General features: G+C 61.3%; 13 protein-coding genes. 8 read left to right on the top strand and 5 right to left on the bottom strand.

Annotated features, from left to right (window positions below; translation table 11 throughout):
* Positions 1–14: 14 nt before the first annotated feature.
* Both ACERZ8_RS01695 and ACERZ8_RS01690 read right to left on the bottom strand, forming a co-directional pair.
* Positions 15–647 (bottom strand): hypothetical protein, encoded by a 633-nt coding sequence (locus ACERZ8_RS01695; RefSeq protein WP_407590388.1) that lies wholly within the window; start codon positions 645–647, stop codon positions 15–17.
* Positions 648–706: 59 nt separating this feature from the next.
* A complete protein-coding gene (locus ACERZ8_RS01690) occupies positions 707–1138 on the bottom strand; it encodes a DUF1489 family protein (protein WP_407590387.1) in 432 nt (143 codons plus the stop codon).
* 199 nt (positions 1139–1337) lie between these two features.
* On the opposite strand from ACERZ8_RS01690, the gene ACERZ8_RS01685 reads away from it, so the two are divergent.
* The 3 genes from ACERZ8_RS01685 (at position 1338) to ACERZ8_RS01675 (ending at position 5922) form a co-directional block, all read left to right on the top strand.
* A complete protein-coding gene (locus tag ACERZ8_RS01685; protein ID WP_407590386.1) occupies positions 1338–3626 on the top strand; it encodes an adenosylcobalamin-dependent ribonucleoside-diphosphate reductase in 2289 nt (762 codons plus the stop codon).
* 152 nt (positions 3627–3778) lie between these two features.
* Entirely contained in the window at positions 3779–4696 is a 918-nt protein-coding gene (locus tag ACERZ8_RS01680) for a lipid A-modifier LpxR family protein (protein ID WP_407590385.1), read from the top strand.
* Between the two features lie 161 nt (positions 4697–4857).
* Complete coding sequence (locus ACERZ8_RS01675; protein ID WP_407590384.1) at positions 4858–5922, top strand: Hint domain-containing protein; 1065 nt, start codon at positions 4858–4860, stop codon at positions 5920–5922.
* A 10-nt stretch (positions 5923–5932) separates the two neighbouring features.
* On the opposite strand, the gene ACERZ8_RS01670 is transcribed toward ACERZ8_RS01675, so the two are convergent.
* The 3 genes from ACERZ8_RS01670 to ACERZ8_RS01660 all read right to left on the bottom strand — a co-directional run bounded on the left by ACERZ8_RS01670 (position 5933) and on the right by ACERZ8_RS01660 (position 7877).
* Complete coding sequence (locus ACERZ8_RS01670) at positions 5933–6862, bottom strand: sterol desaturase family protein (protein WP_407594127.1); 930 nt, start codon at positions 6860–6862, stop codon at positions 5933–5935.
* Entirely contained in the window at positions 6859–7248 is a 390-nt protein-coding gene (locus tag ACERZ8_RS01665) for a hypothetical protein (protein WP_407590383.1), read from the bottom strand. The genes ACERZ8_RS01670 and ACERZ8_RS01665 overlap by 4 nt, the downstream gene beginning before the upstream one ends.
* A 62-nt stretch (positions 7249–7310) precedes the next feature.
* Positions 7311–7877, bottom strand: coding sequence for a TlpA disulfide reductase family protein (locus ACERZ8_RS01660; protein WP_407590382.1), 567 nt, complete (start codon positions 7875–7877; stop codon positions 7311–7313).
* Positions 7878–7903: 26 nt separating this feature from the next.
* Here ACERZ8_RS01660 and argH point away from each other — a divergent pair, with 26 nt between their 5' ends.
* The 5 genes from argH (at position 7904) to lysA (ending at position 12438) form a co-directional block, all read left to right on the top strand.
* A complete protein-coding gene (argH, locus tag ACERZ8_RS01655) occupies positions 7904–9295 on the top strand; it encodes an argininosuccinate lyase (RefSeq protein WP_407590381.1) in 1392 nt (463 codons plus the stop codon).
* Positions 9292–9468 carry a hypothetical protein gene (locus ACERZ8_RS01650; protein ID WP_407590380.1) on the top strand — a complete coding sequence of 59 codons (177 nt, stop codon included), beginning with the start codon at positions 9292–9294 and terminating at the stop codon, positions 9466–9468. Before argH ends, ACERZ8_RS01650 begins: the two co-directional genes overlap by 4 nt.
* Before the next feature lie 4 nt (positions 9469–9472).
* A complete protein-coding gene (locus ACERZ8_RS01645; protein WP_407590379.1) occupies positions 9473–9790 on the top strand; it encodes a DUF2834 domain-containing protein in 318 nt (105 codons plus the stop codon).
* 143 nt (positions 9791–9933) lie between these two features.
* Entirely contained in the window at positions 9934–11115 is a 1182-nt protein-coding gene (locus ACERZ8_RS01640; protein WP_407590378.1) for a sugar-transfer associated ATP-grasp domain-containing protein, read from the top strand.
* Positions 11116–11172: 57 nt separating this feature from the next.
* A complete protein-coding gene (lysA, locus tag ACERZ8_RS01635) occupies positions 11173–12438 on the top strand; it encodes a diaminopimelate decarboxylase (protein WP_407590377.1) in 1266 nt (421 codons plus the stop codon).
* Positions 12439–12488: the final 50 nt, after the last annotated feature.

Here is a 12488-nt window from a genome sequence, read left to right as displayed (position 1 = left end):
TACGGCATCCGAGGTCAGAAGCTGTACATGTCCACGCCAAAAATCATGCGTGACATCACAGCGGTCAACCACATGCCAGCATACATCGTCACCAGGCCAATCAGGATCGATACGACCAGGTGCACCCGGAACAACGGCGCAAGCCAGATTGCATACGAAAATATGCAAACCGCGCCCACTGCCAGCGACAGCCATATCACAGCCGTCGGGACTGCGACCTGCAGCTCGAAAACCCACGCGACGGCCAGATACAGATAGCCCAGAGGCCACAGCACGACATAGACATAGGCGATGGCCAGAACGTAGGACAACGCGTGCGCGCCCATCACCACGTCAAACCTCACCGGGTGGCGCCCCAGCAGGCGTGTGGCAGCATAATACAACGCCGACGTCACCGCGTAGCCGACAAAGAACATCACCAGAATGACCTCGGATGGCAGGTTCTGGGTGATCGTCCGGGACTGAAAAAACAGGAATAGAAAGAAGGGAATATTGGCCGCAACAAAGGCCGACGCCCAATCCCTGACGGTGATATCACCTGCGGCAAGCAAATCGCCGACTGTCCGGTAATTGCGCAACACCAGCGGGAGGACTCGAACCGCGGAGACGAAAGGCGAAAAGACAGTCCCCAGTATGTCACGTGTCATTTGGCGCATCGCCTCAGAGTGCCTGCGCATGCAGGAACGTACAACGCATTTCACGGCACTTAAAGCACGCCAATCTCCGCAAGCGCGCGGTTCAACTCGACCGGCAGCGGCTCTTCGCTTTCCCGCCCTTTGGGCAGGTCAGGCGGCGCATCTTCGGGTTTGAGGTAACGCCAACCCTGGAACGGGCGTTTCAGCGCGCTTTGCACCCGCACCAATTCAGGGTCTGACACGATGGCGCAGCGGCGGATGCCGTCCTGGCCGACATATTCATCCAGCCGCAGGATACGTTGCCGACAGGTCAGCACTCCCTTGATCACCCAATAGATCGACCCGCCTGCGAGGATTTCGGCCTCGCGCTTGGGCCACATGCGGGTGACATGGCGGGGCAGGCCGTCAGGGGTCTGGGCGCGCTTGGTCGATTGCCATGCGACGATGTCGTCATAGGTCTCGCTGCCCACCGACAGTTTTATCAGGTTGATGTAGTTGCTCACAGGTTTGTCCACAGACTCAACACTCCCCACACCAAATATTGTAGCAGAGCGCGGCTGACCTGCAAGGTGTTGTGGTTGTCACACCCCTACATTTGGTAGTTCGCGCCACATTTTTGACTAGTGGTTGTGGTTCAATTCGCGTAGATTGAATGCCTGCACTGCTGCCGACAGAATCGGCGGCCCTCACGGGGATGCCTTGATGACACGCTTTGCCGCGCCGATTGCCGAACAGATCTGGGACATGAAGTATCGCTTCAAGGAGGCCGATGGCACGCCCATCGACGTCACCGTCGAGGACAGTTGGCGCCGCATTGCCCGTGATCTGGCAAAGGTCGAAGACGACCCAAGCGCGTGGGAAGACCAGTTTTACGCCGCCCTCGAAGATTTCAAATTCCTGCCCGCTGGCCGCATCACCGCAGGGGCAGGCACGGCGCGCTCGGTCACGCTGTTCAACTGCTTCGTCATGGGCACGATTCCCGACAGCATGGGCGGCATTTTCGAGATGTTGAAAGAGGCGGCCCTGACCATGCAGCAGGGTGGTGGGATCGGTTACGATTTCTCGACCATCCGGCCGAAGGGCGCGGGCGTCAAAGGCGTGGCGGCGGATGCCTCCGGGCCGCTCAGCTTTATGGATGTGTGGGACGCCATGTGCCGCACCATCATGTCCGCAGGCTCGCGGCGCGGCGCGATGATGGCCACGATGCGCTGCGATCACCCGGATATCGAGGATTTCATTTCCGCCAAATCCGACGCCGCCCGTCTGCGTATGTTCAATGTGTCCGTGCTGGTGACAGATGCGTTCATGGAGGCGGTGAAGGCCAATGGGTCGTGGGATCTGGTGTTCGAGGACCACGTCTACAAGACCGTACAGGCGCGCGATCTGTGGAACGGGATCATGAAGGCGACCTATGATTATGCCGAACCGGGCGTGATCTTCATCGACCGGATCAACACGGCCAACAACCTGAATTATTGCGAGACGATTGCAGCGACGAACCCCTGCGGTGAACAACCGCTGCCGCCCTATGGGGCGTGCCTGCTCGGCTCGATCAACCTCGCGCGGCTGGTTGCGGACCCGTTCGGCGATGCCGCCGCACTGGATGAAGATCAGCTCGTGGACCTCGTCGGCACTGCCGTGCGCATGATGGACAATGTGGTCGACGCCTCGCGCTTCCCGCTTGAGGCGCAGGCGCGCGAGGCGGCGGCCAAGCGCCGGATCGGCCTTGGGGTCACCGGGCTGGCGGATGCGCTGTTGATGGTCGGCCTGCGCTATGGATCGGACGAGGCGGCGCGTCAGACCGAAAGCTGGTTGAAAGCGATTGCCCGCGCCGCGTACCTGGGTTCTGTGCAATTGGCGAAGGAAAAGGGCGCGTTTCCGCTGTTTGACGCCGACGGGTATCTGGCCTCCGGCACCATGCAGGCGATGGACAAGGACGTGCGCGACGCAGTGGCCGAACACGGTATCCGCAACGCGTTGCTGACCTCGATTGCGCCCACGGGGACGATTTCGCTCTATGCCGGGAACGTCAGTTCGGGGATCGAGCCGGTCTTTGCCTATGCCTACACCCGCAAGGTGCTGCAAAAGGATGGCAGCCGCACCGAGGAAGAGGTGGTGGATTATGCCGTGCAGATGTGGCGCGACCTCAAGGGCGACGCCGAATTGCCTGATCATTTCGTGAACGCCCAGACGCTCGCGCCCGCCGATCACGTAAAGATGCAGGCGGCGGCCCAGAAATGGGTGGATTCGAGCATCTCGAAAACGATCAACTGCCCTGAGGACATCAGCTTTGATGCGTTCAAGGATGTCTACATGCAGGCGTGGGATACGGGGTGCAAAGGGTGCACGACCTATCGGCCCAATGCGGTGACCGGGTCCGTTTTGACGGTGGCAGAGGAGAAACCCGTCGTCGCCGAGGTGGTGGCGCAGGGTGACGAAGAGCCCATGCAGCCCCATGGCGACGTCATCTACATGTCCGAACCGCTCGACCGGCCCAGCGAACTCGAAGGGAACACCTACAAGGTCAAGTGGCCCGACAGCGAGCACGCGCTTTACATCACCATCAACGACATCGTGCTGGGCGGGCATCGCCGCCCGTTCGAGGTGTTCATCAACTCCAAGAACATGGAGCATTTCGCCTGGACCGTGGCCCTGACCCGCATGATCTCGGCGGTGTTCCGGCGCGGGGGCGATGTGAGCTTTGTTGTCGAGGAACTGAAGGCCGTGTTCGATCCGCGCGGGGGCGCGTGGATGGGGGGCAAATATATCCCGTCGATCCTTGCCGCCATCGGGGGCGTGATCGAACAGCACATGATCGCCACGGGCTTTATCGCGGGCGAGGGTATGGGCCTCAAGGCTGATCCCAAGGCTGATGTGGCGCAACTCGGCGCGCCGCGCGGCAAGGCGTGCACAAGCTGCGGCTCATATGAATTGCGCATGGTCGAGGGGTGCATGACCTGCGCCTCCTGCGGCTTTTCCAAGTGCGGATGATGTGATCTTGCCCGCCACGGGCGCGAAACTGTGGCGTTGCTGCACGCAACCGGGGTGAACTGATCCCGGCAAGGCGCGTGCGCACTAGGCAAGGCGCGCGCAGGCGACTATCCAGAGATGGCTCGGGGGGCACATTTGTTCAGGATGGCCTGATGTTTCGATTGATTGCGGCGTCTCTTGTGGCGTCGATTTGCCTTTCCCACGCAGCGGATGCGCAAGACAGAACGCGGCTGGGCTATGGGCGCCTGATCACAAATGACTTCTTTGGGGATGGAGAGGACCGCTGGCGCACAGGCAGCATCCAGTCCTCGCGCGTGTGGGGGCCTTCTTGGACGGGCGTTGCACCCGAAGGGTTCGGGCAGTTGCTGGAATTGCGGCTGGGTGCCGAAATCCTCGCGCCGGATGATATTCGCAATGTCTCGCCCGGTGATCGTGCCTATGCAGGTGCGCTGTCGGTTGGGCTCCACACCCATTTCCAGCGCGGACAGACTGAATTTGCCATGGGCGGCGACGTGGTGTTCGTGGGTCCGCAGACCAAACTGGACGAGTTTCAGGATGCGTTCCACGACCTCTTCAACATTCCTCGCCCATCCGACTCGGTGCGCGCCGCGCAGATCGGCAACGCGATCAATCCCACCGCGGTGGTCGAGATCGCCCAAAACTTTGCCCTGAATGACACCACCACGATCCGCCCCTTTGTCGAAGGTAGGTTGGGCAATGAAACGCTGGCGCGTGTGGGCTTTGATGTGACTTTCGGACAATTGGGCCGGGGTGAATTGCTGGTGCGCGACAGTGTCAGCGGCCACCGCTACCGCGCGGTCGAGGGCGAATGGAGCGGATACAGCTTTGTTCTGGGCGCAGATATTGCGGCGGTGAGCGACAGTGAATTCCTGCCCGATGCCGGGTCGGTGACCTTGCGCGATACGCGTGAACGGGTGCGCGCGGGCCTCACATGGCGCAGCGAAACAGGGATTACCGCGTTTTACGGGCTGACCTATCTGGGCGAGGAATTCGAGGGCCAGACCGAAGGACAGGTCGTCGGATCGATACGGCTGCGCGTCCCGTTCTAGGCCCGCCTGAGGCCGAAATTATCACACTTATGCCACACATTTCAGGAAATCGGGTGAATTTCACCCTTCAACCTGCTGGAATCCGATACAAATTTTGACTTCTCGTCGGCCAGCCGCTTTGATAGCCGCAATAAAAAAAGACAAGGCAGGCACATAGGGCAATGAAGACGGGCTTTCGTGGCACGTTTGTCATCTCCTGGTCGCAAACAGAAGTAGATGGTCTTGAGGCCGCACCGTTGCCGGCATTGGCAGTGGGGGCCGCATGGGCATGGCGCGGGGACGTCGTGCGCGTGGATGGGCCGCATGATGTGTTGCGTCTGGACAAGGCGGACGGAAGTGAAGCGCTGCGCAGACGGGCGGCGCGCATGGTGCATCGCCTTGTGGGTGCGGCCCTTGATGACGCACCCCTGACCCCGCCCGATCCTGACGCGCCGCAGCATCTCAGTGACAACAGCTTTGTCGTCACCGATGGCGGCAAAAGCTATACCGTGACGCTGATCGAGGTCGGCGTGCACAAGCCGCCGCTGTTGATGTTTGTCGACGACATTCCGCCGCGCAACACTGATTTGTGGGTCGTGCACCATACGCTCAACACCTCACCCGGTGACGGGATGGGGGCAGGGGCCGGTGGGGTGATCTGCTTCACGCCGGGCACGTTGATTGACACGCCCGACGGCCCGCGCCTGATCGAAGAGTTGCGCGAGGGCGATCAGGTGTCGACCAAGGACAACGGCGCACAGGACATCCAGTGGATCGGGTCGCGTCGCATGTCCGGCGCGCGCCTTTTTGCCATGCCGCGCCTGCGTCCGGTGCGTATCTCGACCGGCGCACTGGGTGTGGAACGCCCGGATCAGGAACTGCTCGTCTCTCCCGAACACCGGATGCTGATCGACGGCCCGGTTGCGCGCGATCTGTTCAACGCACACGAAGTGCTTGTCGCCGCCAAAGACCTGATCAATGGCACAACCATCAGTGTCGATCTGAATGTGCCTCAGGTGACATATGTGCACCTCCTGCTGCCCCGCCACGAAGTGTTGCGCGCCAATGGCGTCGAAACCGAAAGCTTTCATCCCGCGAACACGGCGCTCTCAACGCTGGACGAATCTGATCGCACGCGGCTGCTGCACCGTCTGCCCGAGCTGGAATTCGATCCCCACACCTATGGCACCTATGCCCGGCGCAACCTCAGCAGCAGCGAGGCGGCGATCCTGCGCCACGCGGCCTGAGGCGGCTGTCTCACGAAAAGCCCGGCGTGCCTTTGTCGCCGGGTCTGCGCGCCAGATGCTTGGTCTTGATCTGCTCGGATGTGTCGCGACTTCCATCATGGCTCCACCCCGGCGGTGCGACGGCGTACATCACCCGTTCGCGCAGGCTGAGGCCCGGCTGCGTGATGTCGCGCCAGATGCCGACCCATTCGTGAAAGGCTACGCGGATCGGGTTGAACGTGCCCAGGTTTTCGACCAGCCCGTAATCCGGTTTCTCCTTTTCAAGTTCGGGCACAAACGTGCCAAACATTTTGTCCCAGATGATGAACACGCCGGCATAGTTCGCATCCAGATAGCGCGCGTTGCGCCCGTGATGCACACGGTGATGGCTCGGCGTGTTCATGATAGCCTCGACCCACGGGGGCAGCTTCTTGATCGCTTCGGTGTGAATCCAGAACTGGTAAATCAGGTTCAGCCCGCCACAGAACAGCACCATGGCCGGGTGAAACCCCAGCAGGATCAGCGGCGCGCGCACCACCATCATAAAGGTGAACGTCCCCGTCCATGTCTGGCGCAGCGCTGTGGTCAGGTTGTAGTGCTGGGACGAGTGGTGATTGACGTGGCTGGCCCAGACCCAGCGGATGCGGTGCCCGAACCGGTGGACCCAGTAATAGCGCAGATCGTCCAGCACAAAGCATAGCGCAACCACCCATAGCGACGTGCCCAGATCAAGTGGCGTGATCGTCCAGAGCCACATGAAAAACCCATAGGCGATAAAGCCCAGAAGGATGCCCGACGCCACATTGCCCGCCCCCATTATCAGCGATGTCACCGCATCGCGGGTTTCATACCGCCCCCCACGCCCCTTGATCACAATCCACGTGAGTTCAATCGCGATAGCGGCGATAAAGAAGGGCACGGCCAGTTGCACGACGTCCGGATAGGTCAGATCGCTCATCATCGCTCGGTAATCCAGTTGGCCCAACTCTCCTGCTCGTCCGGGGTAAGGTGCAGCCGGATTTTCGGGGCGGTGTAGTCATTCAGATGCAGGGTGACGGTATTCCGGCGCACATGCGCTTCTTCGCCCCCAGTCAGCAGGCGGGCACAAGTGTCGGCCCCCATGTGCCACAGAATGCCGCGCCCCTTGTCCGAAAGGATGCGCGCGGCAAGCCCGTCATTGGTCAGATCGACAGTCAGGACAGTGTCGTCCGGGCGATGGCGCAGCCAAGCGGCGCGTGCGGTCCCTTCGGTAAAGGGCGACTGGCGTGACAGCCCCAGCAGGTGCAGCGCCAGCGCAATGCCCGCGATGCCGCCGATCACCATTATGAGCAGAATGTGCAGTGGCACGTCGCATCCTCCCGGCCCCATCTCATCGGGGTTGGGTCGTATGCGTCAAGCGTGGCGTTGCGTCAGCTGCCCTCGGCCCCGATCAGTTCCGCAATGATCGCCTTGGCGCTATCGCTCGACCAATCCGCATCTCCGCGCAGCCGCGCAATCTCGCGGCCCTCGCGGTCGATGATCACCGTGATGGGCAGGCCAAAGATGCCCATTTGGGCGGCCAGTTGCTGTTTGGGGTCCTGATGGCGGGGCAGGTTGTCGATACCGGTATCGGCAAAGAATTTGACAATTCCAGCGGGCGAGTTGCGCCCGGTCGCGATGGTCAGCACTTCGAAATCATCACCACCGAATTCGGTCTGCAGTTCGGACAGCATGGGCATCTCGTGGCGGCAGGGCGCGCACCACGTCGCCCAGAAGTTCAGCAGCACATACTTGCCCTGATAATCCTCAAGGGTCGCCGTGCCCGCATCATCGGCCAGGTAAAAGGCGGCCGAAGACACCGCTTCGGGCGTGTCGTGAAAGATCAGCTTGCGCATATCGCCGTCCCGCAGGGCGGCAGCGGCAGACGTGTCGGCATGGCCGGGAATTGCGCTGAGTGCGAGGGCCATGTAGAGGGCTGCAGCAACTAGTCTTTTCATTTTCTTACCTCTGATGGGCCACTGTGATGACCGATAAATCTGCAAACACCATGTGGGGCGGACGCTTTGCCGCCGGGCCGGACGCGATCATGGAGGCGATCAATGCCTCGATCGGGTTTGACCAGCGCATGGCGTCCCAGGATATTGCAGGCTCGCGCGCCCACGCCGCCATGTTGGGCGCCACGGGCATATTGAGCAATAAGGATGTCGAGGCGATACGGGAAGGCCTGCTCACGGTCTTGTCAGAGATCGAGGGCGGCACGTTCGCGTTTTCAACCGCGCTGGAAGACATCCACATGAACGTCGAGGCGCGACTGAAAGAGATCATCGGCGAACCAGCGGGCCGCCTGCACACGGGTCGGTCGCGCAATGATCAGGTGGCGACCGATTTCAAACTCTGGGTGCGGGATCAGTTCGACGCTGCCGAAGGGGCATTGCTGTCGCTGATCTCGGCCCTGCTCGATCAGGCCGAGGCCGGCGCAGATTGGGTCATGCCCGGATTTACCCATCTGCAAACCGCGCAGCCGGTCACATGGGGCCATCACATGATGGCCTATGTCGAGATGTTTGGCCGCGATCTGTCCCGTGTGCGCGATGCGCGTGCCCGCATGAACGAAAGCCCCTTGGGGGCCGCGGCACTGGCAGGCACATCCTTTCCCATCGACCGGGAAATGACGGCGCAGGCCCTGGGTTTTGATCGCCCCGCCGCCAACAGCCTTGATGCGGTGAGTGACCGCGACTTTGCCCTAGAATTCCTGAACGTGGCCAGCATCTGCGCCATGCACCTCAGCCGTTTTGCCGAAGAACTGGTGATCTGGTCTTCGGCCCAGTTCCGCTTTGTCACCCTGTCCGACCGGTTCTCGACCGGGTCCAGCATCATGCCGCAAAAGAAAAACCCGGATGCGGCAGAACTCATCCGCGCCAAGGTGGGCCGCATCTTTGGGGCCAATACGGCGCTGATGATGGTGATGAAGGGGCTGCCGCTCGCCTATTCCAAGGACATGCAGGAAGACAAGGAACAGGTCTTTGACGCAGCCGACAACTGGATGCTGGCGCTGGCCGCGATGGACGGAATGGTGCGGGATATGACTGCAAATCGCGAAAGCCTTGCCGCGGCTGCAGGCTCCGGCTTTTCCACGGCAACCGATCTTGCCGACTGGCTGGTGCGGGTGCTGGGCCTGCCCTTTCGCGACGCACATCACATCACCGGCGCCCTTGTGGCCATGGCCGAAACGCAAGGCTGTGACCTGCCCGATCTGACGCTGGAACAGATGAAATCCGCCCATGACGGCATCACATCTGACGTCTTTGACGTTTTGGGCGTGGAAAATTCCGTCGCATCGCGTACATCTTACGGAGGCACCGCGCCCGATCAGGTGCGCGCGCAAGTCGCCCGCTGGAAGGAGATGCTGTCATGAAACATGCCCTTTGCCTGATTGCCCTGCTCGGCGTCGCTGCCTGCGGCGTGGACGGTGAACCCGAACGGCCAATCTCGACCAATGTGGGGATCTCTGTCGGGTCTGGCGGGCATGTGGGCGGCACGATCGGTGTCTCTCGCGGGCCGCTGAGTGTCGGCGTGGGCATCTTCTGATCTGATGGCCCCGATCCGTATCCTGTACCTTGCCCTCGCGATCTGGGGGTCGATCCACCCGATGTATTACTTCATCTCGTGGTTCAACGAAAACGGCTATGACATCATGGCAATGGTCGATGCGTGGCACGTCAATGCCGCGACCAGTGGTCTGGTCTGGGATCTGACAATCGCGGCTGTGGCCCTTACGGTCTTCATCATCTCCGAAGTCGCGGTGCGGCGAAACTGGATCGGCCTGCTGGCGATCCCCGCGACCTTCTGCATCGGGGTCAGCTGTGGCCTGCCGCTCTACCTGTTCCTGCGCTCACGGCCCGTTAGCTAGGGCGTAAGGCCCGGCCCAGGTCGCCACCGCACTCTCCTAAAATTCTCACCAATTCGGAAACAATCCCGCCCAATTGTTGCCATTTTCGCGCTCTATGGCTGAACCCGAGGTAGAATTGGGTATCAAAAACGGGGCACGAGACCATGACAGATACAAGCATACAGGCACCAAAAGGGGCGCTTCTGGACGCGCCGGGCAAGGCGAAAAAGGCCGAAGCCCCAATGATCGCGCAAGTCGCCAAAGCATACGGGGTCAGCCCGTTCCGGCAGATGCGCGATATCTTTTCGATGCGCCGTGGCGCGCAAAAACTGAGCGGGCCAGAGTATTATTCCCTGCGCCTGTTCGATCCGGCCAAAAGCGCTGAGGACAAGCGCGCCTTTCTGGGGCAGGCCGGGGTGAACGCGCTCAACACCTCCATGAACCCGCCCGTGGCCGTGCCGACACGCGCCTTTGTGGGCAACAAGCTGCTCTACACGCAACTTCTGACCCAACTCGGGATCGCGACTGCGCAAACGCAGGCACTGGTCAGCGGTTTTCGTGACGCAGGCAAACTGCCTGTGCTGCGCGATGCGGCGGCTGTCGCTGCGTTCCTGCGCAACGACGCAACCTATCCCCTGTTTGGCAAACCCCATCACGGTTCGCTGTCCGAAGGGTCTGTGCGCATTCAGGCGCGCGATGGCGACAGCTTGCGTCTGGGCAATGGCAACATCCTCAACATCGACACGTTCGCTGCCGAAGTGATGGAGCGTTATCCCGGTGGCTTCCTGTTTCAGGACGCGCTGTCGCCCGATCCGACCATGGCCGGGATCGCAGGCGCGGCCATCGGCTGCGTGCGCGTCGTAACCACCAATGACGGCAGTGGCCCGAAACCGGCATATGCAGTGTGGAAACTGCCCGCACCCGACGCCATGTCGGACAATTTCTGGCAGGCGGGCAGCCTTCTGGCCCATCTCGATCTGACCAGTGGGCAGGTCCTGTCCTGCGTGCGCGGGACCGGCCTCAAGGCCGAAGAGATCCTTGATCATCCGACATCCGGCCAACCGGTCATCGGCATCACCTTGCCCCATTGGGCCGAAACGCTGCAAATCGCCTGTGACGCCCATGCGGTGTTCCCGGAATTCGGCATCTGCGGGTTCGACATCGCGGTGACTGCAAACGGTCCGCACATTGTTGAATGCAACGACAACCCGTCGCACATGCTTTACCAGATTGCCGCTGCGCGCGGGGTTGCGAACTCCGATTTGGCCCCGATCTGGGACGCTGTTGCCGCCCGCCAGACCAAACAGGTCGCGCGGCTGAACGAAGGCGCCAAGAAGAAGCGTTAAGTCGCAGCCCGTAAACAGCAATTGATCTGGCCCTTGCGCCCCGATAAAGGCGCAGGGATGGATCATTTTCTTTATCGCGATGGCGCCCTTTACGCCGAAGACGTCCCGATTGCCGAGATTGCGGCAGCGGTCGGCACGCCGTTCTATGTCTATTCCACGGCCACGTTGCTGCGCCATTTCAAGGTGCTCGACGACGCGCTTGCAGGTATGGACCACCTGGTGTGCTACGCGATGAAAGCGGCCAGCAATCAGGCGATCCTCAAGACGTTGGCGCAGGCGGGCGCGGGCATGGACGTGGTGTCGGGCGGGGAATACCTGCGCGCCAAGGCGGCCGGCGTGCCCGGCGACAAGATCGTTTTTTCGGGTGTCGGCAAGACGGCAGACGAAATCCGTATGGCCCTGACGGGCGGCATCCGCCAGTTCAACGTCGAATCCGAACCCGAGATGGAGGTGCTAAACCGCGTCGCGGGTGAAGTCGGCGTGATCGCCCCCATCACCATCCGCGTGAACCCGGATGTGGACGCAAAAACCCACGCCAAGATCGCCACCGGCAAGTCGGAAAACAAGTTCGGCATCCCCATCGCACGCGCCCGCGACGTCTATGCTATGGCGGCGGCGATGGAACATCTCGAAGTGATCGGCATCGACGTTCACATCGGATCGCAACTGACCGATCTTGCCCCGTACGAGCTGGCCTATCAAAAGGTGGCCGAGCTGACCGAAACCCTGCGCGCCGACGGGCACACCATCCGCCGCCTTGATCTGGGCGGGGGCCTTGGCATTCCCTATGCCCGCAGCAACGAGGCCCCGCCGCTGCCCAGCGACTACGGCAAACTGGTCGAACGCACCGTCGGCCACCTTGGCTGCGAGATCGAGATCGAACCGGGCCGTCTGATCGCAGGCAATGCAGGCTGCATGGTGAGCGAAGTCATCTATGTGAAGTCAGGCGAGGGCCGCGATTTCCTGATCCTGGACGGCGCGATGAACGACCTGATCCGCCCCGCCATGTACGAGGCACACCACGACATCGTGCCCGTGATCGAACCCGCTCCGGGCATCGAACAGGTGCCTTATGACATCGTCGGGCCAGTCTGCGAGTCTGGTGATACGTTCGCCAAACAGCGCATGATGCCGCCGCTGAATGCGGGCGACCTCGTCGCCTTCCGTTCCGCGGGCGCATATGGCGCGGTAATGAGCAGCGAATACAACACAAGGCCTCTTATTCCGGAGGTTTTGGTGAAAGGCGATCAATACGCGGTGATCCGCCAACGCCCGACCTTTGAAGAAATGATAAATCGCGATAGCATCCCCGAGTGGCTTTGATACGATCAGAGCCTATATTGAGGGTTTATGGTGCTATGGTGCGCCGCGCC

The organism is Tateyamaria armeniaca (assembly GCF_045797845.1).
In the GTDB taxonomy this organism is placed as follows: Bacteria; Pseudomonadota; Alphaproteobacteria; order Rhodobacterales; family Rhodobacteraceae; genus Tateyamaria; species Tateyamaria armeniaca.
This window is presented reverse-complemented; position numbering and strand designations above follow the sequence as displayed.